This window comes from Mycobacterium sp. NGS51, from assembly GCF_059812525.1.
The window spans coordinates 461,301-484,879 of the sequence record NZ_JCALCV010000001.1; the positions used below are offsets into that span (position 1 = coordinate 461,301).

25 protein-coding genes, 1 pseudogene and 1 riboswitch are annotated in these 23,579 nt (G+C 66.4%); of the genes and pseudogenes, 14 read left to right on the plus strand and 12 right to left on the minus strand.

Annotated features, from left to right (window positions below):
* Positions 1-2: 2 nt before the first annotated feature.
* The 4 genes from AC5Y5W_RS02410 to AC5Y5W_RS02425 all read right to left on the minus strand — a co-directional run bounded on the left by AC5Y5W_RS02410 (position 3) and on the right by AC5Y5W_RS02425 (position 3,061).
* On the minus strand, positions 3-857 hold the full coding sequence (locus AC5Y5W_RS02410) for a transglycosylase family protein (protein ID WP_500010039.1): 855 nt from the start codon (positions 855-857) through the stop codon (positions 3-5).
* Between the two features lie 9 nt (positions 858-866).
* Positions 867-1,059, minus strand: a riboswitch (cyclic di-AMP (ydaO/yuaA leader).
* A 236-nt stretch (positions 1,060-1,295) separates the two neighbouring features.
* The gene (locus AC5Y5W_RS02415; protein ID WP_500010040.1) at positions 1,296-1,574 is read right to left on the minus strand and encodes a MoaD/ThiS family protein; all 279 of its coding nucleotides are present in this window, start codon (positions 1,572-1,574) and stop codon (positions 1,296-1,298) included.
* 3 nt (positions 1,575-1,577) lie between these two features.
* The gene (moaA, locus tag AC5Y5W_RS02420; protein WP_500010041.1) at positions 1,578-2,660 is read right to left on the minus strand and encodes a GTP 3',8-cyclase MoaA; all 1,083 of its coding nucleotides are present in this window, start codon (positions 2,658-2,660) and stop codon (positions 1,578-1,580) included.
* Positions 2,657-3,061, minus strand: a complete 405-nt coding sequence (locus AC5Y5W_RS02425; protein WP_500010042.1) for a YccF domain-containing protein — start codon at positions 3,059-3,061, stop codon at positions 2,657-2,659. The genes moaA and AC5Y5W_RS02425 overlap by 4 nt, the downstream gene beginning before the upstream one ends.
* A 210-nt stretch (positions 3,062-3,271) precedes the next feature.
* Between AC5Y5W_RS02425 and AC5Y5W_RS02430 the strand changes: the two genes are divergently transcribed.
* The 3 genes from AC5Y5W_RS02430 to AC5Y5W_RS02440 all read left to right on the plus strand — a co-directional run bounded on the left by AC5Y5W_RS02430 (position 3,272) and on the right by AC5Y5W_RS02440 (position 6,720).
* Positions 3,272-3,679: a cold-shock protein gene (locus AC5Y5W_RS02430; RefSeq protein WP_500010043.1), complete on the plus strand. Its 408-nt coding sequence runs from the start codon at positions 3,272-3,274 to the stop codon at positions 3,677-3,679.
* Positions 3,680-3,779: 100 nt separating this feature from the next.
* A complete protein-coding gene (locus AC5Y5W_RS02435) occupies positions 3,780-5,717 on the plus strand; it encodes an acyl-CoA dehydrogenase family protein (protein WP_500010044.1) in 1,938 nt (645 codons plus the stop codon).
* A 4-nt stretch (positions 5,718-5,721) separates the two neighbouring features.
* Complete coding sequence (locus AC5Y5W_RS02440) at positions 5,722-6,720, plus strand: glutathione S-transferase family protein (protein ID WP_500010045.1); 999 nt, start codon at positions 5,722-5,724, stop codon at positions 6,718-6,720.
* Positions 6,721-6,784: 64 nt separating this feature from the next.
* Here AC5Y5W_RS02440 and AC5Y5W_RS02445 read toward each other — a convergent pair whose 3' ends face one another.
* The 3 genes from AC5Y5W_RS02445 to AC5Y5W_RS02455 all read right to left on the minus strand — a co-directional run bounded on the left by AC5Y5W_RS02445 (position 6,785) and on the right by AC5Y5W_RS02455 (position 9,833).
* On the minus strand, positions 6,785-7,651 hold the full coding sequence (locus AC5Y5W_RS02445) for a DUF559 domain-containing protein (protein ID WP_500010046.1): 867 nt from the start codon (positions 7,649-7,651) through the stop codon (positions 6,785-6,787).
* 95 nt (positions 7,652-7,746) lie between these two features.
* Positions 7,747-8,235, minus strand: coding sequence for a DUF2771 domain-containing protein (locus AC5Y5W_RS02450; RefSeq protein WP_500010047.1), 489 nt, complete (start codon positions 8,233-8,235; stop codon positions 7,747-7,749).
* Complete coding sequence (locus AC5Y5W_RS02455) at positions 8,232-9,833, minus strand: MFS transporter (protein WP_500010164.1); 1,602 nt, start codon at positions 9,831-9,833, stop codon at positions 8,232-8,234. Before AC5Y5W_RS02455 ends, AC5Y5W_RS02450 begins: the two co-directional genes overlap by 4 nt.
* 148 nt (positions 9,834-9,981) lie before the next feature.
* Here AC5Y5W_RS02455 and AC5Y5W_RS02460 point away from each other — a divergent pair, with 148 nt between their 5' ends.
* Positions 9,982-10,782: a DUF3027 domain-containing protein gene (locus AC5Y5W_RS02460; RefSeq protein WP_500010165.1), complete on the plus strand. Its 801-nt coding sequence runs from the start codon at positions 9,982-9,984 to the stop codon at positions 10,780-10,782.
* On the opposite strand, the gene AC5Y5W_RS02465 is transcribed toward AC5Y5W_RS02460, so the two are convergent.
* Complete coding sequence (locus tag AC5Y5W_RS02465) at positions 10,779-11,234, minus strand: SRPBCC family protein (RefSeq protein ID WP_500022017.1); 456 nt, start codon at positions 11,232-11,234, stop codon at positions 10,779-10,781. The genes AC5Y5W_RS02460 and AC5Y5W_RS02465 overlap by 4 nt on opposite strands.
* Before the next feature lie 15 nt (positions 11,235-11,249).
* Positions 11,250-11,558 (minus strand): DUF2530 domain-containing protein, encoded by a 309-nt coding sequence (locus AC5Y5W_RS02470; RefSeq protein WP_500022018.1) that lies wholly within the window; start codon positions 11,556-11,558, stop codon positions 11,250-11,252.
* A 156-nt stretch (positions 11,559-11,714) separates the two neighbouring features.
* Here AC5Y5W_RS02470 and AC5Y5W_RS02475 point away from each other — a divergent pair, with 156 nt between their 5' ends.
* From AC5Y5W_RS02475 to AC5Y5W_RS02485, 3 genes are read left to right on the plus strand one after another with little or no spacing between them, the layout of a single operon-like run.
* Positions 11,715-12,098 (plus strand): MarR family transcriptional regulator, encoded by a 384-nt coding sequence (locus AC5Y5W_RS02475; protein WP_500022048.1) that lies wholly within the window; start codon positions 11,715-11,717, stop codon positions 12,096-12,098.
* Positions 12,095-12,925 (plus strand): TrmH family RNA methyltransferase, encoded by an 831-nt coding sequence (locus tag AC5Y5W_RS02480; RefSeq protein ID WP_500022019.1) that lies wholly within the window; start codon positions 12,095-12,097, stop codon positions 12,923-12,925. Before AC5Y5W_RS02475 ends, AC5Y5W_RS02480 begins: the two co-directional genes overlap by 4 nt.
* Positions 12,926-12,934: 9 nt before the next feature.
* Positions 12,935-13,210, plus strand: a complete 276-nt coding sequence (locus tag AC5Y5W_RS02485; RefSeq protein WP_500022020.1) for a DUF2537 domain-containing protein — start codon at positions 12,935-12,937, stop codon at positions 13,208-13,210.
* A 6-nt stretch (positions 13,211-13,216) separates the two neighbouring features.
* Here AC5Y5W_RS02485 and sepH read toward each other — a convergent pair whose 3' ends face one another.
* Both sepH and serC read right to left on the minus strand, forming a co-directional pair.
* The gene (sepH, locus tag AC5Y5W_RS02490) at positions 13,217-13,984 is read right to left on the minus strand and encodes a septation protein SepH (RefSeq protein WP_500022021.1); all 768 of its coding nucleotides are present in this window, start codon (positions 13,982-13,984) and stop codon (positions 13,217-13,219) included.
* A 90-nt stretch (positions 13,985-14,074) separates the two neighbouring features.
* Positions 14,075-15,193: a phosphoserine transaminase gene (serC, locus tag AC5Y5W_RS02495; protein ID WP_500022022.1), complete on the minus strand. Its 1,119-nt coding sequence runs from the start codon at positions 15,191-15,193 to the stop codon at positions 14,075-14,077.
* Between the two features lie 174 nt (positions 15,194-15,367).
* On the opposite strand from serC, the gene AC5Y5W_RS02500 reads away from it, so the two are divergent.
* A complete protein-coding gene (locus AC5Y5W_RS02500; RefSeq protein ID WP_500022049.1) occupies positions 15,368-16,390 on the plus strand; it encodes an AurF N-oxygenase family protein in 1,023 nt (340 codons plus the stop codon).
* Positions 16,391-16,406: 16 nt separating this feature from the next.
* Positions 16,407-18,101, plus strand: coding sequence for an FAD-dependent oxidoreductase (locus AC5Y5W_RS02505; RefSeq protein WP_500022023.1), 1,695 nt, complete (start codon positions 16,407-16,409; stop codon positions 18,099-18,101).
* 27 nt (positions 18,102-18,128) lie between these two features.
* Here AC5Y5W_RS02505 and AC5Y5W_RS02510 read toward each other — a convergent pair whose 3' ends face one another.
* Positions 18,129-19,250: a citrate synthase 2 gene (locus tag AC5Y5W_RS02510; protein WP_500022024.1), complete on the minus strand. Its 1,122-nt coding sequence runs from the start codon at positions 19,248-19,250 to the stop codon at positions 18,129-18,131.
* Positions 19,251-19,333: 83 nt separating this feature from the next.
* Here AC5Y5W_RS02510 and pdxH point away from each other — a divergent pair, with 83 nt between their 5' ends.
* The 5 genes and pseudogenes from pdxH to arfA all read left to right on the plus strand — a co-directional run bounded on the left by pdxH (position 19,334) and on the right by arfA (position 23,579).
* Complete coding sequence (gene pdxH / locus AC5Y5W_RS02515) at positions 19,334-19,990, plus strand: pyridoxamine 5'-phosphate oxidase (protein WP_500022025.1); 657 nt, start codon at positions 19,334-19,336, stop codon at positions 19,988-19,990.
* A pseudogene (locus tag AC5Y5W_RS02520) lies at positions 19,991-21,090 on the plus strand (MFS transporter).
* A 108-nt stretch (positions 21,091-21,198) separates the two neighbouring features.
* Complete coding sequence (locus tag AC5Y5W_RS02525; protein ID WP_499887115.1) at positions 21,199-22,494, plus strand: citrate synthase; 1,296 nt, start codon at positions 21,199-21,201, stop codon at positions 22,492-22,494.
* Positions 22,495-22,532: 38 nt separating this feature from the next.
* The gene (locus tag AC5Y5W_RS02530) at positions 22,533-22,895 is read left to right on the plus strand and encodes an FKBP-type peptidyl-prolyl cis-trans isomerase (RefSeq protein WP_500022026.1); all 363 of its coding nucleotides are present in this window, start codon (positions 22,533-22,535) and stop codon (positions 22,893-22,895) included.
* Between the two features lie 54 nt (positions 22,896-22,949).
* Positions 22,950-23,579 (plus strand): channel-forming protein ArfA/OmpATb, encoded by a 630-nt coding sequence (arfA, locus tag AC5Y5W_RS02535; protein ID WP_500022027.1) that lies wholly within the window; start codon positions 22,950-22,952, stop codon positions 23,577-23,579.

The window sequence follows — 23,579 nt, forward strand, 5'->3', positions numbered from 1 at the left end:
GCTTACGGAGCCGGAGCGGTCGCAGGCTGCTGGCCGAGCGCGGTCAGTGCGTCGTTGCCGTTGACGTCCTCCGCCTGGATGGCTTGCCACAAGTTGCTAAGAAAGCCGAGGTCCATGTTCTGCGGTGCCTCGAGCGGTGCCGGCTCGTTGGGAACCGGCGCCAGCGGTGCATCGTCGGCGATGGTCCAACTCGACACCGCTTGGGCCTGCTGCATTTCCTCCGGGGCGTCGGCGGGCGGCGCCTCGTCGAGCGCGATGGTCTCAACCGGCGGCGCGGGCTCGTCGACCGGCGCCTCGTCTGCCACGGCCTCGACCACAGGGGCGGGCTCGTCGACCGGCGGTGCCGGGTCGTCGACGGCCACCAACTCGACGGGCGGAGCCGGTTCTTCTTCGGGCGGCGGCAACGGAGCGTCGAGCGCCGCCGGCTCGCCGTTGGCCGCCGGGTCGTCTTCGGGTGCGTCCATCGGCTCGTCGGCAACGACGTTGCGCGGTGTGGCGGCCGACAACCCGCGACCGCATGCCGGCCAGGCGCCGCGACCCTGAGTCGCCAACACCCGCTCGGCGACTGCGATCTGCTGCTCCTTGCTGGCCAGATGTGCCGACGGGGCGAACTCGCCGCCGCCATGAGCGGCCCAGGTGCCTCGGTTGAACTGCAGCCCACCCTGGTAACCGTTGCCGGTGTTGATCGCCCAGTTGCCGCCGGACTCGCAGCGGGCTACCTGGTCCCATTCGCCGTCGGTCGCCGCCGCGGCGTGGCCGGCGAGGGCGATGCTGCCGCCTCCGATCACGGCGCCGGTAAAGGCGAGCTTGGCGACGCTGACGCTAGATGTCGTGGGCTTACGATGCCGTCCACTCATACGCCGGTGATGTCCTCTCTGTATGCGCCCACGAGGTCAGCTGTCGGGTTCGGGCTAGGAGAGGTCGCCCGGCCACTGCCGTGTCCACGGGGAAACGACGGCGGCTTCACCCCAAGGAGCCTTGATGAGGCTCCAGTCCGATTTCGGCGGACCGGTGGGTCCCCCGCCTCCATCCACGGGTTGTCGTTGGCCCCCGTCTGCTGGATGGAGCTCGGCGCGACAGGCGGGGTAGGCCCAGCGGTCGAGTAGACGCGGCAAGCCCGCGGACGACGGTAGCGGGTTGCGCCGAGAGAGTCACGTCTGCGTGAATTCGGCGATTTTCGTTGCGGCACACCGCTGAAACGCCAGGAACGTGGTTAGTTTGCGCAGGTCACGACCTGTCGCAATCAGCCCGTGGCCGTGCCGTAATCAAACCGTTATGTGACGCAAATCACGCGGTTAGCCGCCGGCGAAGGGCGGTAAAACGTCGATCGTGTCGCCGGCGCGCAGCACGGTCGCGTCGTCCTTGACCGCGATTCCGTCGCATAAGTAGGAGCATCGCAACAGCACCGTCGCCAGGCGTGCATCGCGTCCGGCCAGGTCGCCGACGAGTTCAGCCACCGTGGCGCCGGCCCGCACCGCGATGGTTTCCGACTCGACGCCGGCCGCAGCCCGTGCCGCTGCGAAATAGCGGACCGTGACCGGTATCTCTGTGAGCGCGTCGGATGGTTGAGCCACGGGTCAGCCGCCGATCGCACTCATCGGGCGGTCCGGCTGGATGAAGTCGGGGTCGTTGATGCCGTGCCCGGCAGCTTTGGCCCACATCGCCGTGCGCCATGCTGCTTCGATCGCGTCATCGTCGGCGCCGCTGCGCAGCAGATTACGAACGTCGGTCTCCTGCTTGGCGAACAGGCAGTTGCGGATTTGACCGTCGGCGGTCAACCGCACCCGATCACACGTCGAACAGAACGGGTGCGATACCGAGGCGATGACGCCGACCTTTCCGGCCGGCGTGCCCGGACCCTCGTCCACCAGCCACAACTCGGCCGGCGCCGACCCGCGTGGTGCCGGGTCGGGTCGCAGCCGGAAATGCGGCCGCAACGCCGCCAGCACGTCGTCGGCGCTCAGCACCTCCCCGCGGCGCCACTGGTGGCCGGCGTCGAGCGGCATCTGCTCGATGACCCGCAATTGGTACCCGTGCTCGAGGCAAAACCGCAGCAGCTCCACGACGTCCGCTCGCCCGGTGGTGGGATCGAGTACGGCGTTGACCTTGACGGGATCGAAGCCGGCTTCCTTGGCCGCGGCCAGCCCGGCCAGCACGTCGTCGAGCCGGTCGCGCCGGGTGATGGCCGCAAAGTGGGCGCGGTCCACGGTGTCCAGCGACACGTTGACCCGGTCCAGGCCGGCCTTGGCGAGCGCGGCGGCTCGCCGGTCCAGACCCAAGCCGTTGGTGGTCAGCGAGATTTCCGGACGTGGCCGCAATGCCGCGACCGCGGCCACCACTTCTTCGAGGTGACGGGCCAACAACGGCTCACCGCCCGTGAATCGCACGCTGGTGATCCCGAGCCGGGTCACCGCGATGCTCAGCAACCGCGCCAGTTCGTCGGATTTGAGTAGCTGCTCGCCGGGTAGCCAGTCCAGCCCCTCTGCGGGCATGCAGTAGGTGCAGCGCAGATTGCAGCGGTCGGTCAACGAGACCCGCAGGTCGGTGGCAACCCGCCCGAAAGTGTCGACCAACGGCCCGGTGGCAGGGGCGGGCCCGTGGCGGCTCGGGTCATCATCGGGGCGGCGCACCGTAGGCACGCCGAGTGCGATCAACGTCATGCCAGCACCGACTCGGGCCGAGTGCGCGAATTGACCGGCACGATCTCTTTGCCCAGCGGCACCAGCGACACCGGGATCAACTTGAGGTTGGCCAGCGCCAGCGGAATACCGATGATCGTCGCCGCCTGCGCGATCGCGGTTGTCACATGGATGATCGTCAGCGCGATGCCGCATACCAGCACCCAAATGACGTTCCCGATCAGCGCTCCGGTCCCGGCGCCCGGCTTTTCAACAATCGTGCGACCGAATGGCCACAGTGCATACAGCCCGATACGCAGGGCGGCGAAGCCGAACGGGATGGTGATGATGAGCAAAAAGCAGACGACAGCCGCCAGTAGATAGCCGGCGGCCAGCCACAGGCCGCCGAAGATCAGCCAGATGACGTTCAGGATCAGGCGCATATCACCTCCAGCGGTAGTGCCAGCCTACCCAGTGGCGATCGTCAGCGCGGCTCAGCCGAGCGCTGAGAGTCGCCACCGCACCCACAAGTAACGGGGGTGCTTGGGCAGCCCGCGTCCGAGTAGGATCAGCAGTCATTGCGTCCTGCGCAGGCGGGACGCTTCATTGTGTTGGCCATTCTAGAGATTTCGTTAGACAAGCAGGTGAGACCAGTGCCGACTGGCAAGGTGAAGTGGTACGACGCCGCGAAGGGATTTGGCTTCCTGGCACAGGAGGATGGCGAAGACGTCTACGTGCGTTCATCGGCGTTACCCGCGGGCGTCGAGGACCTCAAGGCCGGGCAGCGCGTCGAGTTCGGCGTGGCTTCTGGTCGTCGCGGACCACAGGCATTGAGTCTCAAGCTGGTTGATCCGCCACCCAGCCTGTCGCGTACTCGCCGCGAAGGGCCGGCCGAACACAAGCACAGCCCCGACGAGCTGCACGGCATGGTGGAGGACATGATCACCTTGCTGGAAAGCACGGTGCAGCCCGAACTGCGCAAAGGCCGCTACCCGGACCGAAAGACAGCCCGTCGCGTTTCCGAGGTGGTCAAAGCTGTGGCCCGGGAGCTGGACGGCTGAGTCGCAACTGCGATTCTCCTAAAAGATGGTGTACGGAAGTGCGCCGCGGGCAACACTGGTTACTGACGCGTAACAATGGTCGTAACCCAGGGAGTGTCCGATGGCGCAGCAGGCACAGGTCAGCGAGGAGCAAGCGAGAGCGGTAGCCGAGGAGTCTCGCGAAAGCGGTTGGGATAAGCCGTCGTTCGCGAAGGAATTATTTCTCGGCCGCTTCCCGTTAGAGCTGATCCACCCGTTTCCCCGACCGACCGACGAGGAAGCCGCCCGTACCGAAGAATTCCTGGCCAAGCTGCGGGAGTTTCTCGAGGGCGTCGACGGCAGCGTCATCGAGCGAGATGCCCAGATCCCCGACGAGTACGTCAAGGGTCTTGCCGAACTCGGCTGTTTTGGCATGAAAATCCCCTCCGAATACGGCGGCCTGAACATGTCGCAGGTCGCGTACAACCGCGCATTGGTCATGGTTGCGACGGTCAACCCCAGCCTTGGCGCACTGCTGTCGGCGCATCAGTCGATCGGGGTACCCGAACCACTCAAACTGGCCGGCACCGAAGAACAGAAGCGGAAGTTTTTGCCGCGGTGCGCGGCCGGAGGGGTCTCGGCGTTTCTGCTCACCGAGCCCGATGTGGGCTCCGACCCCGCCCGGCTGGCCTCGACGGCGACACCGGTCGACGACGGGCGGGCATACGAACTCGACGGCGTGAAGCTATGGACGACTAACGGTGTGGTCGCCGATCTGCTGGTGGTGATGGCCCGAGTGCCCAAGAGCGACGGGCACCGCGGGGGAGTCAGCGCATTTGTCGTCGAAGCAGATTCGCCGGGCATCATCGTCGAGCGACGCAACAAGTTCATGGGTTTGCGCGGCATCGAAAACGGCCTGACTCGCATGCATAAGGTTCGCGTCCCACGGGAAAACCTGATCGGCCGAGAAGGCGACGGGCTGAAGATTGCGCTGACCACTCTGAACGCCGGACGGCTTTCCATCCCCGCAATGGCGGCCGGCGCCGCCAAATGGTCGCTGAAGATCGCCCGGGAGTGGTCGTGCGAACGCGTCCAGTGGGGCAAACCGGTCGGCAAGCACGCGGCGGTCGCGGGCAAGATCTCGTTTATTGCCGCAACCACTTACGCGCTCGAAGCGGTGCTCGAGCTGTCCGCTCAGATGGCCGACGAAGACCGCAACGACATCCGAATCGAGGCGGCGCTGGCGAAATTGTGGTCCAGCGAGATGGCCGACGTGATCGCCGACGAACTACTGCAGATCCGCGGCGGGCGCGGCTACGAGACCGCCGAGTCATTGGCCGCGCGCGGAGAGCGCGCCGTTCCGGTGGAGCAGTTGGTGCGCGACTTGCGGATCAACCGCATTTTCGAAGGATCCAGTGAGATCATGCGGCTGCTGATCGCCCGCGAGGCGGTCGACACCCACCTGAGTACGGCCGGGGATCTGGCGAATCCCAAAGCCGACATGCGGCAGAAGGCCAAGGCCGCAGCAGGCGCCAGTGGATTCTACGCAAAATGGTTGCCGCAACTGGCATTCGGTGAAGGGCAACTGCCGACCACCTATCGTGAGTTCGGCAAGCTTGCGACCCATATGCGGTTTGTCGAGCGCTCGGCGCGCAAGCTCGCCCGCAACACGTTCTACGGAATGGCGCGCTGGCAAGCCGCTTTGGAGCAAAAACAGGGATTCCTCGGCCGCATCGTGGATATCGGGGCGGAGTTGTTCGCCATGTCGGCGGCATGCGTGCGCGCCGAAGCGCAGCGGGTTGCGGACCGGGCCGAGGGCCAGCAGGCCTACGAGCTTGCCGACGCGTTCTGCCAACAGGCCACCTTGCGGGTCGAGGCACTGTTCGGCGCGTTGTGGTCCAACACCGACAGCACCGACGTTCGGTTGGCCGAGGAGGTGCTGAGCGGACGCTATACGTGGCTGGAAGCCGGAATCCTGGACCCCTCGGAGGGCACCGGGCCATGGATCGCCCAGTGGGAACCGGGTGCGTCCACCGAGGAGGACATGTCCCGGCGGGTCCTGACCGTATCGGACTCCTGACAGCATGGCTTCCTATGTCGCCGGGGCGGGTGAGTACACCCGCGATACCAACTACATCGAGACCCGCATCACCGCAGACGGCCGGGACGGGTATCCCGTCGAACCGGGGCGATACCGCTTGATCGTCGCCCGCGCGTGCCCGTGGGCCAACCGCGCGATCATCGTCCGGCGGCTGCTGGGGCTGGAAAAGGTTATCTCCATTGGATTTTGCGGCCCTACCCATGACGCGCGCAGTTGGACCTTCGACCTCGACCCCGGCGGCGTCGACCCGGTGCTGAAGATCCCTCGTTTGCAGGACGCCTATTTCAAGCGGTTTCCCGACTACCCGAAGGGCATCACGGTCCCGGCGATGGTCGACGTGCATACCGGCGCGGTGGTCACCAACGATTTCGCGCAGATGACCGTGGACTTCTCGACCGAATGGACGGCCTACCGGCGTGACGGCGCGCCCGAGCTCTACCCGGAGCCGCTGCGTGCCGAGATCGACGAGGTGGCCCGACGGATATACACCGAGATCAACAACGGGGTGTATCGGTGTGGATTCGCCGGCTCACAGCAGGCCTACGACGCGGCCTACGACCGATTGTTCACCGCGCTGGACTGGGTGAGCGAGCGGCTCAGTGGGCAGCGATACCTAGTGGGCGACACCATCACCGAAGCCGATGTGCGGCTGTTCACCACGTTGGCCCGCTTCGACCCGGTCTATCACGGGCATTTCAAATGCAACCGATCCAAGCTGTCCGAGATGCCGGTGCTGTGGGCCTATGCGCGTGACCTGTTCCAAACGCCGGGTTTCGGCGACACTGTCGACTTCGTGCAGATCAAACAGCACTACTACATCGTGCACGCCGACATCAACCCCACCCGCATCGTGCCCAAGGGCCCGGACTTGGCTAACTGGCTGACTCCACATGGACGAGAAGCACTGGGCGGCAAGCCCTTCGGTGATGGCAGCCCGCCTGGCCCGCCGGTGGAGGGTAAGAGGGTGCCGCAAAACCACTAACGTCGAGCGTCGAGTTGTTGGGCGAAATTGCGCGATTTGGCCCAACAACTCGACGTTCGACGGCTCAAATGCAGCAGCCGGCGGCGCGCAGCGCCCGAAGTATCCGCGCGATGAGAACTTCCGGACGGTACCGCAGCAGATCTGCGCTCACCCGGATGATGATCCATCCGCGGGCCTCTAGTTCGGCCAGTCGATCGATGTCGTAAGTCCGCTGCGCCGGATCGGTCCAGTGGTGGGCGCCGTCGAACTCCACGCCGACCTTCCACTCTTGCCAACCCATGTCGATGCGCGCCACCACCGCGCCCCATTCACTAAGCACCTCGATCTGGGTCTGCGGCCGCGGCAGGCCGCTCGCCAAAAGCAGCAGCCGGGTCTTCGTCTCGTACGGCGATTCGGCACCGCTGTCGATTACCGACAACACCCGGCGCAGCTGCACCAGCCCACGCGCCCCGCGATGACGGTCCGCCAGCGGCTCCACATCGGCCACCTTCAACCCGGTGGCATGCGCGAGCGCGTCAAGCCGAATCACCGCCGCAGCGAACCCGTTTCGCCGCCCGAGGTCGAATGCCGTACGGGCTGGGGTCGTTAACCGGATACCGTCTCGCACACACCACTCGTCGTCCCACAGCGTGTCGCTGTGCAGAACAATGCCGTGCGTCTTGTCGCGACTTCGGCGATTCAGCTCGGCGGGCAGCCATGCGTCGATCCACGCTGTTCGGTGCAGGGCCGCGGCGGATAGCCCCGCCACGGTCGCGGCGCGGCCCGACCACAGCCACGCCGCGACCGCGCGGGTTACCGGTGTCAGCGGCTGTCCGCGCAGGATGTACACATTCCGGTGCACGCTTTCGAACTCGGTTCGCAGCTGATGCGGTGTGACGATTCCCGCGGCGAGAGCTTCGTTGCCTCGAAAGGGCCAATCCAGGGTTGCCATGCGCAAACGATGCCCGTCGGTACCGACACCTGCGGTCGAGCGTCGAGTTGTTGGGCCAAATCACGCAATTTCACCCAACAACTCGACGCTCGGCGTCAGAAGACCAGGCGCACCGACCACTCGGCGTGCGGGACATCGTGCAAGTCGCCGGCCGGGTCGACCACCAGGGTCATCAACTGGACGACGATTCCGCTCAGCCGGCCGCGCTGCGGGTCGACGGTGGAGATGGTGACCGCCAGCCGGCTGTCCGGCCGGAACACGGTGGTCGTGGTGTTGGCCGGATCCTCATACACCCGCAACAGCCGCCAAGGCGCCCGGCCGATCGCCGTCGGCACCGAAAGCTGCACCGGATCGCGGTCATTCACCGGCAACTCGCCTTGTGCACCCGGCGTCTGACAATCGTTGAGGTCCAGCACATTGCAATACAGGTATGGCCCGACCCGAGTCAGATGACCGTGCGAATACGCACTGATCTCGGGCCGCGACGGGCCGTGTCCGCGCACCAGCAGCCAGGCACCGAACCCGGCGCCGGCCGCAGCCAGCACCACCACGACGGCGACCAGCACCGCGACAGGGCGTTTCACTTGCGCAGCACCGCGGCGGCGTCGTCGCGGCGGTGGCCCTGCTGTTCGACCATGACGGGCCGGTTACCGCCGAAGCCGGGTATCAACGAGTCGCCGTGGAAGCTGAGGATGGTCTGCGCCAAACCCGGGATCAGCAATGCGCCCACCGCGCTGAATCCGACCCACAGCTCGGTGTACACCAGCACGCCCAGCGCGCCGCCGAGCACCCAAGCCAACTGCAGCGTCGACTCCGAGCGTCCGAACGCCGAGGCGCGTGACTCCTCAGGCAGATCGTTTTGCAATGAGGCATCCAGTGCGGCTTTGGCGATCGCACTTGACCCGGACGTGACCAAGGTGGCGATGGTGGCCGCAACGAGGCTGCCGGCGACGGCCGCCGCCAGCGCCGCCGCCGTCACCGCCACTGTGCAACGCACTACCAGCACCGCGGGCCTGCCCAGTTGCAGGCGGGCGCTGGCGAAGTTGCCCGCGAAGTTGCCGATCCCGGCCGCAGCGCCGATCAGACCCAGCATACCCAACTGCACCCACCCGCTGACGTCGTGCGCCTTGGCGACGAAGGCGGGATACAAGAACAAGAACCCGACCATCACTTTGATGGTGCAATTGCCCCATAAAGCAGTAATGATATTGCGGCCCAACGGCTGTCGAATCGCCCCGCTAGCGCGGCGAACCTCTTCGGGCCAGTCCCCCGCACGCGGGAGGTGCCCCCGTCGACGCGACTGCCGGTAGCGGTAGGTGGTGGGGACCTCGCCCGCGGTCACCTCGACCCAACGCGGAATCCGCATCGACAGCCAAGCGCCCACCACGGTCACCGCGATGATGACGAACAACGCGCCGGGCAGCGCAAACAGGTGGTCGAACACGTACTCCACGCCGGCGGCGATACCGCCGCCGACAATGGTGCCGCCCAATAGCCCGAAGGTGGTCAGCCGGGAGTTGACCCGCACCAAATCGATCGTCGGCGGCATCACCCGCGGCGTCACCGCGCTGCGCAGCACCGAAAACGATTTGGACAGCACCATCATGGCCAGCGCGCATGGGTAGAGCACCCAGGACGGAAAGCTGCCGGTGGCGCCGTCGTAGTTGGTGATCAGTACCACGGCCAGTGCGGTACGCAGCACGAACGACAGCGCCAGCGCGACGCGACGGCCGTGCTGCAACCGGTCCAGCGCCGGACCGATCAGCGGGGCGATCATCGCGAACGGCGCGATCGTGATGAGCAGGTACAGCGCGACTCTGTCCTTGCTCTCCCCGGTGGCCGCCGCGAAGAACAGCGTGTTGGCCAGCGCCACCGCCATCGCGGAGTCGACCGCGAAATTCGCGACCACGGGCCAGGTCAACGCCGTCAGACCGGACTTGTCGGCGCCGTCTGCGGTCGCGGCCCGCTGCACCAAACCGTACATCCGCGAACCCATTTCACGACTGCGCTGCGCCGCGGCGCGGGTGACGGTGATCCGCTCGGCGGTGGGAACGGCACGCGGCGCCTCGCTGTGCCGGCCAGGGTCCGGCTGACGGTTCAGCGGCGGGAGGTAGCGGTTGGCGCTGGGCATCGTGGCGCGCGGTCGACGATATACCGGGTCGGCCGTCGGATAGTTGGCCATCCCGGGATGCTCGGTCGGGTGATCACGCCGCCGTTGCGCCACGAATCAATTCTCGCTCATCGCGGATGATCAAGCGCGTAGGCGACCGGTGTGGCTGGCCGCTACGGACCTGCGGCAGTATTGACGAAGTATGGAGACAGCGGACAGCGTGACCGGGCCCACAGGGGAGTCGGCGGCGACGGCAACGGCCGAGTGGCCGCCGGCGTTGGCGGCTGTCCTCACCGGTGCCGTCGACCAGGCTCGGACGGCCGTGGTCGAGTTCAGTGGCGCCGACGTGGTCGGCGAATACCTGGGCGCCGGCTACGAGGGCCCAACCGCGGGCACCCACCGCTTTTTGGCCCACCTGCCTGGCTATCAGGGCTGGCAATGGGCCGTCGTCGTCGCCGCCTACCCCGGCGCCGACCACGCCACCATCAGCGAGGTCGTGCTGGTCCCGGGCCCGACGGCGCTGCTGGCACCGGACTGGGTGCCGTGGGATCAACGGGTGCGACCGGGCGATCTAGGACCTGGAGATCTCCTCGCACCGCTGCCCGACGACCCGCGACTGGTGCCGGGCTATCTGGCCAGCGGCGACCCGCAGGTCGACGATGTCGCCGCCGACGTTGGATTCGGACGGCGGCGGGTGATGAGTGCCTGGGGCCGCTCGCAGGCGGCGGGGCGCTGGCACGACGGCGACTACGGCCCCGGCTCGCCGATGGCGCGGTCGACCAAACGAGTGTGCCGCGACTGTGGCTTCTTCCTGCCGTTGGCGGGGTCGCTGGGCGCGATGTTCGGTGTCTGCGGCAATGAGATGTCCGCCGATGGTCACGTCGTCGACTACGAGTACGGGTGCGGCGCGCATTCTGACACGCCGGCTCCGGCGGGCAGCGGCTCGCCGGCATACGAGCCGTACGACGACGGGGTGCTCGACGTCGCCGAGACACCCGCCGACAAGCCCGCGGAGTCTTAACCGTTCTCGGCGGCGGCTTTGATGTTGGCCAGCGAGGCGTTCATTCCCTCCACCAGTTCCCGGTCGAAGTTGTCCGACCCACCCATCAGCGCGTTCACGGTCAAGGTGGAGATCGCCTTGACCCCGTTTTCGGCGTGCCGGCTCTCGACCAGTCGGGTGCCCTCGGGGATCGCTTGCAGCTCGTAGCTCCAGATGGTGCCGTTGGCGTTGACCTTGAACGCCACTTTCTCCTCGGGGATGACCTCGGTGACGGTGCACGTCGTGGGCCAGAACAGGAAGTTGCGGCGGTTGAGGTTGAGGGTCCGGGTGCCCTCGCGTAGCGGGCCGAGCTGCTTCATCCAGCGGCACTGCGGACTCCACTGCGGCATCCGGCGGAAATCCGATACCAATGACCAGACTGTGGCCACCGGCGCTTTGATGTCGACTTGTGCTTGCAATAGCGGCGCTGCCATTCAACTGTCCTCCTGTTAGTGGTCTTCGCTCGTCGGGTGAAAGTCACTTTGGACCCGATCGAGTTGGGATTCGAACCCGATCTGTGCGCCGCGCGCGCCGCGGCGCGCAGCGTCACGCTGCCAGAGGAATATCGCGGTGCCCAGCAGCCCGACACCCAACCCCGCCAGCGTCACCGGTCGCCAGTTGTCCAGGCTCGGCACGATGAACGCAGCCGCCGCAGCAATCAGCCAGGCCAGCGCGCCCACCGCGATGACGGGCCACACGTCGAGCAACGCCACCGGCAGACGTGGCGGCTTGGGGCTTTGCCTTGGCTCGACGGACATCGAGATCACGCTAACCCGGCGGCAAGCGGCCCATCAAACCCGGCCCGACGCCGGATGTGTCGGTGATTCGCTGTTTACGAACGGACGTTGTGTCGTAACCTTCGCGCTGTGATCAACGGCGATACGCGGCTGGCCAGCGACTTGTCGTTGGCCGTCATGCGGCTGGCCCGGCAGCTGCGGTTTCGGCGCCCGCAGTCCCCGGTATCGCTGTCGCAACTGTCGGCGTTGTCGACGTTGGCCAAAGACGGGCCGATGACGCCCGGCACGTTGGCCTGTCGGGAACGGGTCCGGCCGCCCTCGATGACCCGAGTGATCGCGTCACTGGCCGATCTGGGGTTCGTCGACCGCGTCGCACACCCCGACGACGGTCGGCAGGTGCTGGTTTCGGTGTCCGAAGCCGGCACTGAACTGCTGGAGGCCGAATATCGGGCCAGCCAGGAGTGGCTCGCTCAGCGGTTGGCGGGTCTGGCCTCTGCCGAGCGGGACACGCTGCGCCACGCCGCGGACCTCATCTTGGCGCTGGTCGACGAAAGTCCGTGAGCACAGACCACGTCGTGGTCTGCGATATCGACGATCCCGGCGATCCGCGGCTCGACAACTTCCGGGATCTGAACAGCATCGATCGTCGTCCCGACCTTCCGACCGGTAAAGGTCTGGTCATCGCCGAGGGTGTGCTGGTGGTGCAGCGCATGTTGGCATCCCGGTTCACGCCGCTGGCGTTTCTGGGCACCGATCGCAGGCTCGCCGAGCTTGGGTCGGACCTTGCCGGCAGTACCGCCCCGTACTACCGGGTTTGTGCGGAAGTGATGGCACAGGTGGTTGGCTTTCACCTCAACCGCGGTGTGCTGGCCGCGGCGCGTCGGGTGCCGGATCCGAGTGTCGCGCAGGTTCTCGACGGAGCGCGGACGGTTGCGGTGCTCGAGGGCGTCAACGACCACGAGAACCTGGGGTCTATCTTTCGCAACGCGGCCGGGCTCGGCGTGGACGCGGTGGTGTTCGGTGCGGGATGCGCGGATCCGCTGTACCGGCGGGCGGTGCGGGTATCGATGGGCCACGCGCTGTTGGTGCCGTATGCCCGGGTAGCCGAGTGGCCTGATGACTTACACATCCTGCGGCAAAAAGGTTTTCGGCTACTTGCCATGACGCCCGGCTGCGATACCAAGACGCTGCCGGCGGCGATGCGCATGGTGCGTGACGAAGCGGTTGCAGTGCTGGTGGGCGCCGAAGGACACGGACTGAGTCGTGCCGCGATGCAGGCAAGCGATTTACGGGTGCGCATTCCGATGTCGCGCGGCACCGACTCGCTCAATGTCGCAACCGCGGCGGCGCTCGCCTTCTACGAACGTGCACGCGAGCAATCAGGTTAGGCTCGGCTGGTGTCTGACGAAACCACCCCGTGGGCAACGGGTTTGACGGTGGCCGGCTTTGTCGCCGCAGTAACGGCAGTCGCGATCGTGGTGCTCAGTCTGGGGTTGGTCCGTGTGCATCCGTTACTGGCAGTCGGGCTCAACGTCGTCGCGGCTGGAGGTCTAGCACCCACCCTGTGGGGGTGGCGGTACACGCCGGTGTTGCGTTGGTTCGTGTTGGGCGCAGGAGTAGGCGTCACGGGCGCGTGGCTGGCCCTGCTGACGCTCGCGCTATTGGGGACGTAGCGCAGATCAGCGTTGCCCGCCGGAGCGGACCCCCAGCAGCACGTCCTCCCACGCCGGGACCGGCGGCTTGCCGCGACGTCCGCGTGCCGGCTCGCTCGGGGGCTCCGGCGCAGTGTCTTCTGCGGTCGGCGGTTCCGGTTCGTCGAAGTCCAACTGGGCGACCGGTGCCAGTGGCCGCAGTGGGCGGTCGAAGTCTGGGTCAATCAGCTCACTGGCCGTGTCGTCGAGCGCGGTAACCGTCCCGCCATGGGCACCCGGGACGAAGCGGAAATGCGCCAGGTTATCGGAGCGCCCCGCCTTCCAGCCCAACTGCACCGTCCAGCGTCCGTCCTCGTTGCGCCAGGCGTCCCACGTGGTGGCATCCGGGTTGAGGCCGCGCGCCACCAGTGCGGCGGTGATGGTCTCCAGCAGTGTCAGCACGGCGGGACCGTCGGCCAGGACGGGGTGTGCGGCAGTCGCCAGCTCAGCGGCGCGCGAACGTTCCAGCAGCACTGGGTGAGCGAACCGCTCGACCCGCGCGACGTCCACACCGGCGGCCGCGGCTACCTGCTCGACGGACGCGCCGGCACGGATACGGGCCTGAATCTCCTTGGGACGCAGCATGCTGGTGACCTCAATCTCGATCTGAGTTTGCCCCGCCCGTGCCCCGTCACCGCGCACCGCGGACCGCAACCGGTCGTCGAGCCGCAGGGTGAACGTGTCGGCCGGGTTGTCGCTCTCGCAGATGATGTGGTTGCCATCGACGTCGAGTCCGACGACTTTGAGTTCCCGCATGGCGACCTCCTCCGAGCCGTTGCATCCGACCCGATTGGTGCGCACTTTAGTGCAGCGACCGACCGTTACCGTTTTGACACGCCGCCCGGCTCAGAGCCGTTCGACGACCCAGTCGACGCATTCGGTGAGGGCACTGACGTCGTCGGGCTCCACGGCGGGGAACATCGCGACGCGCAACTGGTTGCGGCCCAATTTGCGGTACGGCTCGGTGTCGACGATGCCGTTGGCCCGTAGCACCTTCGCGACGGCCGCGGCATCCACGTCGTCGCTGAAGTCGATGGTGCCGACTACCTGCGAACGCAGCCCCGGTTCGGCAACGAACGGCGTTGTGTACGGCCGCTCCTGGGCCCATCCATACAGCCGCTGCGACGAGTCCGCAGTCCGCTTGACTGCCCAATCCAGCCCGCCATTGCCCAACAGCCAGTCGATCTGCTCGGCCAGCAGCACCAGCGTTCCGATCGCCGGGGTGTTGTAGGTCTGGTTCTTCAGGCTGTTCTCCACCGCGATGGGCAGCGACAAGAAATCGGGCACCCAGCGTCCGGATGCTGCGATGGTCTCGACGCGGGCCAGCGCCGCCGGGCTCAGAATCGCCAGCCACAAACCGCCATCGCTGGCGAAGTTCTTCTGCGGCGCGAAGTAGTAGGCGTCGGTCTCGGTGATGTCGACCGGCAGCCCGCCGGCGCCGGAGGTGGCGTCGATGACGACCAGCGCGTCACCCGAGCCGGTGGGACGCCGCACCGGCACCGCCACGCCGGTCGAGGTCTCGTTGTGTGCCCAGGCGATCACGTCGACCGATGGGTCGCTCTGCGGCTCTGGTGCGCTACCGGGCTCGGATTTGACGACGATCGGCTCCCCGATGAACGGATTCTTGGTGACCGCCGAAGCGAACTTCGAGCTGAACTCGCCGTAGGACAGGTGCAGCGACCGCTTGTCGATCAGCCCGAACGCCGCGGCGTCCCAGAACGCGGTCGCGCCGCCGTTGCCCAGGATGACTTCGTACCCGTCGGGCACCGAGAAAAAGTCGCGCAAGCCGGTGCGTACCCGGCCGACCAGATCCTTCACCGGTGCCTGCCGGTGCGAGGTTCCGAAAAGCCCGGCGGCGCTGGTGGCAAGCGCCTGCAGCTGCTCGGGGCGCACCTTGGAGGGACCCGATCCGAATCGGCCGTCGCCGGGTTTGATGCCGTCGGGAATCGTCAATGCCTCAGCCATGATCACCAGGCTAATGACTCCGGCTATGTGACCCAGACCACATCACGGTCGTCGTTCGCCGCTGCACCACAGTGGCCGCGTAGGTCTAGAAAGTTTGCGATACCTCCGGTACTGTCTAGACATCAGACGCCGAAATGTAAACCTCATCAGGAGAGACCGGGGATGGCTCAGAAGATGGCTCGGACGAAGATAGTACGGCGCTGGCGCCGCAACATGGACGTCCAGGATGACCAGCAGTACGTGGACATGCTGAACACGCTGTCCGAGGGGTCGGTGCGGCGCAACTTCAACCCCTATACCGACATCGACTGGAAGTCACCCGAGTTCGCGGTCACCGACAACGACCCGCGCTGGAAACTGCCAGGGACTGATCCGTTGGGCCGCCACCCCTGGTATCAGGCCCAGTCCGACGAACGCCAGATCCAGATCGGCATGTGGCGGCAGGCGAACGTCGCCAAGGTCGGTTTGCACTTCGAGTCGATCCTGATTCGCGGCCTGATGGAGTACGCCTTCTGGGTCCCGAACGGCTCGCCGGAGTATCGGTATTGCCTGCACGAAGCGGTCGAAGAGTGCAACCACACCATGATGTTCCAGGAGATGGTGAACCACATCGGGGCCGACGTGCCTGGCATGCCGCGGCTGCTGAAATGGGTTCAGCCATTGATCCCGTTGGTGGCCGGCCCGCTGCCGATCCCGTTCTGGTTCGGCATCCTGGCGGGCGAGGAGCCCATCGACCACACGCAGAAGAACGTGCTGCGCGAGGGCAAGGAGCTGCACCCGATCATGGAACGGGTGATGGCGATTCACGTCGCCGAAGAGGCTCGCCACATCTCGTTTGCCCACGAGTACCTGCGCAAGCGTGTCCCGGACCTGCCGCGCCGCAAGCGGTTCTGGCTGTCATTGTTTGTCCCGGTGACCATGCGGATCCTGTGCTCGGCGATCGTGGTTCCGCCGAAGGCTTTCTGGCGCGAGTTCGACATTCCCCGCCGGGTGCGCAAGGAGGTGTTCTTCCGCTCGCCGGAGTCGCAGCAGATGCTCCGCGACATGTTCGGCGATGTGCGGATGCTGTGTCACGACACCGGGTTGATGAACCCGGTCGCCAAGTTGATATGGCGGATCTGCAAGATCAACGGCAAGCCGTCGCGCTACCGCAGCGAGCCAGCGCGCCAGCACTTGGCCGCGGTGCCGGCTGCCTGACAGTCCCGGTTGATTCATGCCGCACGTTATTACCCAGTCGTGCTGCAACGACGGGTCCTGTGTCTTCGCTTGTCCGGTGAACTGCATCCACCCCACACCGGACGAGCCGGGTTTCGCCACCTCCGAGATGCTCTACATCGACCCGGTGGCCTGCGTCGACTGCGGAGCCTGCGTGAGCGCCTGCCCGGTGGGAGCCATTGCGCCCGATAGCCGGCTGGAGCCTAGGCAACTGCCATTCATCGAGATCAACTCGTCGTTCTACCCGGAGCGGCCCGCCGATGTGAAGCTGCCGCCGACTTCGAAGCTGGCCCCGGTTATTCCGGCGTCGGAGGTGCATGCCCGCGGCTGCCCGCTGACCGTGGCGATCGTCGGCTCCGGGCCGGCGGCGATGTACGCGGCCGACGAGCTGCTCACCCAATCCGGGGTGCGGGTCAATGTTTTCGAAAAGCTGCCTACCCCTTACGGTTTGGTGCGTGCCGGAGTGGCACCCGATCACCAAAGCACCAAGCGGGTAACTCGGCTGTTCGACCAGGTCGCCGATCGTCGAGGCTTCCAGTTCTTTCTCAACGTGGAAGTTGGCAGGCACCTGAGCCACGCAGATCTGTTGGCTCACCACCACGCCGTGGTGTATGCCGTTGGTGCGCCGAATGATCGACGGCTCGACATCGGCGGGATGGGCCTCAACGGCACGGGCACCGCGACGGAGATGGTGGCGTGGTACAACGGCCATCCCGATTTCACGGATCTGCCAGTCGATTTGAGCCATGAGCGAGTAGTCATCGTCGGCAACGGCAACGTTGCGCTCGATGTCGCCCGCGTTCTCACCGCCGATCCCGATCAGCTGGCCAGCACCGATATCTCCGACCACGCGCTGGAGGTGCTACGTGCGTCGCGGGTGCGCGAGGTGGTGATCGTGGCTCGGCGCGGACCCGCACAGTCGGCGTTCACGCTGCCGGAGCTGATCGGGTTGACCACCACCGCCGACGTGGTGCTCGACGCCGCCGATCACGACTTGGTGCGCCGCGACCTCGCGTCCGTCTCCGACAAATCGACCAGGCAGAAACTGGAGATCCTCAGCAAACTCGGCGACGCCTCAGCGGTGCCGTCGAGACCGCGGATCCGGCTGACCTATCAGCTCACCCCGGCGCGCGTCCTCGGCGAGCAGCGCGTTAGCGGCGTGGAGTTCACGGTCACCGGCACCGACGAGGTGCGCCAATTGGACGCCGGGCTGCTGCTGACGTCAATTGGCTATCACGGCAACCCAATTCGTGATCTGCCGTTCGACGATGCCGCCGGCGTAGTGCCGAACGACGGGGGCCGCGTCGTTGATCCGGACTCGGGACAACCGGTGACCGGCGCATACGTGGCGGGGTGGATCAAACGCGGACCGACCGGGTTCATCGGCACCAACAAGTCCTGCTCTCTGCACACCGTCCAGGCGCTGGTCGCCGACTTCAACGACGGCCTGCTGACCGATCCACAAGCCGGGCCGCGGGCCCTGGCCAGGCTGGTGCACGCTCGCCGGCCCGAGGTTATCGACGCCGCCGGCTGGCACGCCATCGACGCCGCCGAGGTCGCGCGCGGCGCCGCCGATGACCGCCCGCGCGACAAGTTCACCGCCGTCGACGACATGTTGTCGATCGCGGCGACCGCGCCCAGACCATCGGTTGGCCGACGCCTGCTCGATGCGCTGGTGGACCGGATCTCCTAAGCGGCGCCGCAATGTCATCGCGGCGGACTATGAGGCGTCGGGTACCTGACCCCAGCCCTCGATGGATTCCGGGCTGCGCGGCTCCGGGCCGACATAGATGGCCGACGGGCGGACGAGCTTGCCCAGCCTCTTCTGCTCGAGAATGTGAGCACACCATCCGGCGGTGCGACCGCAGGTGAACATCGCCGGCATCATGTTGGCGGGCACGCGGGCGAAGTCCAGGATCACCGCCGCCCAGAACTCGACGTTGGTCTCGATCGCGCGGTCTGGCCGGCGCTCCCGCAGTTCGGACAGCGCCGCCTGCTCCACCGCCAGCGCCACCTCGTAGCGCGGCGCACCCAATCGCTTCGCGGTTGCGCGCAACACCCGGGCCCGCGGATCCTCGGCACGGTAGACGCGGTGACCGAATCCCATCAGCTTTTCGCCGCGGTCCAGGATGCCCTTGACCAGTCCACGTGCGTCGTCGGTCTGCTCGACCTCTTCGAGCATGGGCAGCACCCGGGCCGGCGCGCCGCCGTGCAGCGGGCCGCTCATCGCCCCGATCGCTCCTGACAGCGCGGCGGCCACGTCCGCACCTGTCGAGGCGATCACCCGTGCGGTGAACGTCGAGGCGTTCATCCCGTGCTCGGCGGCCGACACCCAGTAGGCGTCAATGGCCTCGACGTGCCGGGGGTCCGGCTCGCCCTGCCACCGCGTCATGAAACGCGCTGTGACCGTGGAGCATTCGTCGATAACACGCTGCGGCACCGCGGGCTGGTAGATCCCGCGGGCCGATTGGGCGACGTAGGACAGCGCCATCACCGAGGCCCGCGCCAGCTGGGCGCGGGCGGTGTCGTCGTCGATGTCGAGCAGTGGCTGGTATCCCCAGATCGGTGCCAGCATCGCCAGGCCCGCCTGCACGTCGACCCGCACGTCGCCGGTGTGGATCGGCAGCGGGAACGGCTCGGCCGGCGGCAGGCCGTGACCGAACTTGCCGTCGACCAGCAGAGCCCACGCATCACCGAAGGTGACCTGTCGGCTCACCAGATCTTCGATGTCCACGCCGCGATAGCGCAGGGCGCCGCCGTCCTTGTCCGGCTCGGCAATCTCGGTAGTGAATGCCACCACACCATCGAGGCCGGCGACGAAATTCTCCGGGATCACAGTCATAGGTGAATTCTCGCACCCTGCTCCGGGCTCGTTGCTACCGGCCGGTAATCAAGCGGCGGTGAGCCGGGCGGTAGCGTTGACCGGTGGCAGGTCCAGACAACGAGCACCTGGCGGCAATGCGAGTGGAATACGGGTCAGAGAAAGACGGCAGCGGCGACCTCGACGAGAAGTGGCTCGACGAGGGATGGCTTGCGTTGTTCTGCAAGTGGATCGACGACGCCGAACGCGCGGGGATTCCCGAGCCCAACGCCATGGTGTTGGCCACCGTCGAGTCCGGCAGGCCGGCCAGCCGGTCGGTGCTGTGCAAGCACGTCGACGAGGACGGCATCACCTTCTACACCAACTACGACTCGGCCAAAGGTGCCGAACTTGCCGCAACGCCGTATGCGTCGGCGACGTTCCCGTGGTATCAGCTGGGCCGGCAATTCCACATCCGCGGCCCGGTCACCAAGGTGGATCCGCAGACGACGCAGGACTACTGGTCGAAACGACCCCGCGGTTCACAGCTGGGCGCATGGGCGTCGCAGCAGTCACAGCCGATCGCGTCGCGTGCCGCGCTGCTCGACCAGCTCGCCGAGGTGACCGTGCGCTTCGCCGACACCGAGGACATCCCGGTCCCGCCGGCCTGGGGTGGCTACCGCATCGCGCCCGATGTGGTCGAATTCTGGCAGGGTCGAGAAAACCGGGTACACAACCGAATTCGCGTCATCAGCGGGGTTGTCGAACGCCTGCAGCCGTAAATGCGCGGGCTTATCGCCGACACCACGCCGCTGCGGACCGCGGACTTCCGCCGGCTGTGGCTGTCTGGAATCGTCACCGTGATCGGCGCGAACCTGACGATCTTCGCGGTGCCGGTGCAAATCTATGCGCTCACCCGCAATTCGGCATATGTCGGGCTTTCCGGAATTTTCGCGCTGGTTCCGCTGATCGTCTTCGGTCTGCTGGGCGGCGCCTGGGCCGACGCCATGGACCGGCGCATCCTGCTGATCATCGCCTCGTGCGGACTGGCGGTGTCGTCGCTGCTGCTGTGGTTGCAGGCTGCGCTGTCGGTCGACGACGTGTGGGTGGTGCTGGGCCTGTTGGCGGTGCAACAGGCGTTCTATGCGGTCAATTCGCCAACCCGCTCGGCGGCCATCCCGCGAATGCTGCCCGGCCACCAACTGCCGGCCGCCAATTCGCTGAACATGACCGTGACGTCGTTCGGCGTGATCGTCGGCCCGCTGTTGGCCGGATTGATGCTGAACTGGGTTGACCTGTCGACGCTGTATCTGATTGACACGCTGACCTGTTTGGCGCCGATGTGGGCGACGTTTCGGCTGACACCGATGCCGGTCATCGAACCGCGGGCCGCCTCGTCGCGATGGGGGTCGGCGCGGTGGCGGGCGGCGTGTTCTCCGGCTGGTTGCCCCGCGTCGGGCGCCAAGGCTTGGTAACCGTCGCCGCGATCACGGTATGGGGGATGGCGATGGTCGGCTTCGGAGTGGTCAGCGGCGCGGCGCACGGTCGGGCCGGGTCGCTGCTGTGGGCGGCGTTGGCGTTTCTGGCTCTTGGCGGTGCCGCGGATATGGTGTCGGCCGCCTTCCGTTCGACGATCCTGCAAGAGGCCGCCTCCGACGACCTGCGCGGACGCCTGCAGGGAGTGTTCATCGTGGTGGTTGCCGGTGGGCCCAGATTGGCCGACGCGGTGCACGGCGCCGCGGCCGAAGTGATCGGAACATCGGCCACCGCCGCGGGCGGAGGTGCGCTGGTGGTCGCGGGTATCGTGGTCGCCGCGCTGGCCGCCCCGGCGTTCGTCCGTTACCGCGCACCGAGAGCGGCGGCGCGCCGGGGCTCTACCTGACCATCGCCCGTCGCGCACTCCGCCCCCGGGCGGGCGCGCCGTCGCAATAACGACTACCTTCAGCTATACGCAACCTAGGCAGCATCAGAAACGCGCAAAGGGGTTCTTGTGGCCGCAACCGACGACACCGCCACTCTTCGGTACCCGGGTGGTGAGTTGGACCTGGAGATCACACACGCCACCGAGGGGGCCGACGGTATTGCGCTCGGCTCGCTGCTGGCCAAGACGGGGTACACCACCTTCGACAGTGGCTTCATGAACACCGCTTCCACCAAGAGCGCGATCACCTATATCGACGGCGAGGCCGGGATCCTGCGCTACCGGGGCTATCCGATCGAGCAGCTCGCCGAGAAGTCGACGTTCATCGAGGTCAGTTATCTGCTGATCTACGGGGAATTGCCGACCAAGGACGAACTGGATCAGTTCACCCGTCGTATCCAGCGGCACACCATGTTGCACGAGGATCTGAAGCGGTTCTTCGACGGCTTCCCGCCCAACGCCCACCCGATGCCGGTGCTCTCCAGTGTGGTCAACGCGCTCTCGGCCTACTACCCGGATTCACTGGACCCGATGGACGGCGACCAGGTTGAGGTCTCCACGATCCGGTTGCTGGCCAAGCTGCCGACCATCGCGGCCTATGCGTTCAAGAAATCGGTCGGCCAGCCGTTCCTCTACCCGGACAACTCACAGACGCTGGTGGAGAACTTCCTGCGGATGACGTTCGGGTTGCCCGCTGAGCCCTACCACCCAGACCCCGAGATCGTTCGGGCGCTGGACATGCTGTTCATCCTGCACGCCGATCACGAACAGAACTGTTCGACGTCGACGGTGCGGTTGGTGGGCTCGTCGCGGGCCAACCTGTTCACCTCGATCTCGGGCGGCATCAACGCGCTGTGGGGGCCGCTGCACGGCGGCGCCAACCAGGCGGTGCTGGAGATGCTCGAGCAGATCCGCGAAAGCGACGACAACGTCGGCGAGTTCGTCCGCAAGGTCAAGAACCGTGAAGAAGGCGTCAAGCTGATGGGATTCGGCCACCGCGTCTACAAGAACTACGACCCACGGGCGCGCATCGTCAAGGAACAGGCCGACAAGATCCTCGCCAAGCTCGGCGGCGACGACGACCTGCTCAACATCGCCAAGGAACTCGAAGAGGCCGCACTGACCGACGACTACTTCGTCGAGCGCAAGCTGTACCCCAACGTCGACTTCTACACCGGGCTGATCTACCGGGCGTTGGGTTTCCCGACGCGGATGTTCACCGTGCTGTTCGCGCTTGGGCGGCTGCCGGGCTGGATCGCGCACTGGCGCGAGATGCACGACGAGGGCGACAGCAAGATCGGCCGTCCGCGCCAGATCTACACCGGCTACACCGAGCGGAATTACGCCACCATCGACGCGCGGTAGCCGACCGGCTGCCGCGGCTCCGGGGCTATGGTGGCCCGGTGACACAGAAACCAGAGATCGAATTCCCGGCCGGTCCCGCGCCCACTGAATTGGTCATCCAAGACCTGGTGGTCGGCGACGGGCCCGAAGCCGTCCCGGGCGGCACCGTCGAGGTCCACTACGTGGGGGTGGAGTACGACACCGGCGAGGAATTCGACAGTTCGTGGAGTCGCGGCGAGTCCATCGAATTTCCGCTGCGTGGCCTGATCCAGGGCTGGCAGGACGGCATCCCCGGAATGAAGGTGGGCGGCCGGCGCCAACTGGTTATCCCGCCCGCACAGGCCTATGGCCCGGCCGGCTCGGGGCACCAGCTGTCAGGTAAAACGCTGATCTTCGTCATCGACCTGCTCGCCACCCGATAGCCCGCAGGCTTAGGCTTCAAATCGCCCGAACAAGAACCCGACCGTGGAGGGCCGATGGCGGATTCCGGCGAAGCACCCAAAACCCCCGAGCGGCGGGCAGCTTCGAAGTTCTACCGACGATCTCCTGGTGTCCCGTGGCTGATCGGGCTGGTGGTGATTCCGCTGCTCTTGGGAGTGATCGGCTACGGCTTGCTGGATCGAACGCGCTCGGAGACCAACGAGTCGCCCGGCGCGCTGCCGACGCTGAACCCGCCGTCGCAGCCGGGCGCCTTGCCGAATACGCCGACCATTCCGCCGATAACGTTGGCGCCGGTGTCGATCATCCGGACGGGCAACGACATCACGCTGCGCGGCGAATTTCCCGATGCCAAAGCCAAGGCGGCGCTGCTGGACGCGGTGATCGCATCGGTCGGTTCGAACGCCAACGTCATCGACTATCTCGGCATCAACCCCGACGTCAACTCGCTCGATTTCTCAGATGCGGGGCCGGTTTTCAACGCGGCAGCGGCGATTCCCGATTTCAGCCTGGCCGTCGAGGGTGACACCATCGCGCTAACCGGGACCGCCGCATCGGCCGATCAGGAGGATGCGGTCGAGCAGGCAGCCGAAGACGCCTGGCCCAACCTGAATCTCGTCAATGAGATGGAGACCAGCGGTCCCGTCATGCCGACCGGACCGCGCTGA